The 759-nt window shown below is 27.5% G+C and carries 1 protein-coding gene; it reads left to right on the plus strand.

The window, feature by feature from the left end; translation table 11 throughout:
* Positions 1-133 precede the first annotated feature (133 nt).
* Entirely contained in the window at positions 134-712 is a 579-nt protein-coding gene (locus tag AMO08_RS04215; RefSeq protein ID WP_075485506.1) for a thioredoxin domain-containing protein, read from the plus strand.
* The last annotated feature ends 47 nt before the right edge of the window (positions 713-759 follow it).

A 759-nucleotide genomic window follows, 5' to 3' on the forward strand; every position in this document is an offset into this window, starting at 1 on the left:
GATCTATGACAGGCTCGAGTAAAACAAAAGTTAAAAATGTGGCAATTAGTAAATACCAAGATAAGATTAAAGGTGTTAAAAACGAGAAAATTAAAAAATCATTAACAGAGTTAACCAGGGTTTTTAAAGAGAAATGAAAAAAATTATATTCTTAATATTAATATCTTTTACTACAGTCTTAAATGTACAAGCTGAGGAAATTAAAAGAATAACTGTTGGTAACAAAGATGCAAAAATAACTATTATAGCTTTTGAATCGTTAACTTGTAGTCATTGTGCTAATTTTCATAAAAATGTTTATCCTCAATTAAAAGAAGAGTATCTTGATACCGGACTCGCTAAAATAGAATTTAGACATTTTCCATTAGACATAGCGGCCTTTAATGCATCTAAAGTTTCTCAGTGTAAGAATGATGGAAATTCAGATATCCTTGAAAGTTTATATGCTAATCAACAAAAATGGGTAAAGGGAAGTTCGATACAGGAGGCAAATAAAAATCTACAAAAATTTTTAAAAAGTGAGGGATTTAGTATTGATTTTGATACTTGTATAAATAATAAGGGAATTGAAGATTTTGTATTAAACGATCGAATCGATGGAGCAAAGAACTTCAAAGTGAACGCAACTCCTACGATTATTATTAACAACGAAAAATTTGAAAAAACTCTAAATTATAAAAATTTAAAAAAAGCGCTAGAAAAACTGATATAAGTTAGTGCATGGAGTTTAAAAAAATCCAATTAAACGGATTTAAATCT

Source organism: Candidatus Pelagibacter communis, from assembly GCF_001180205.1.
In the GTDB taxonomy this organism is placed as follows: Bacteria; Pseudomonadota; Alphaproteobacteria; order Pelagibacterales; family Pelagibacteraceae; genus Pelagibacter; species Pelagibacter ubique_O.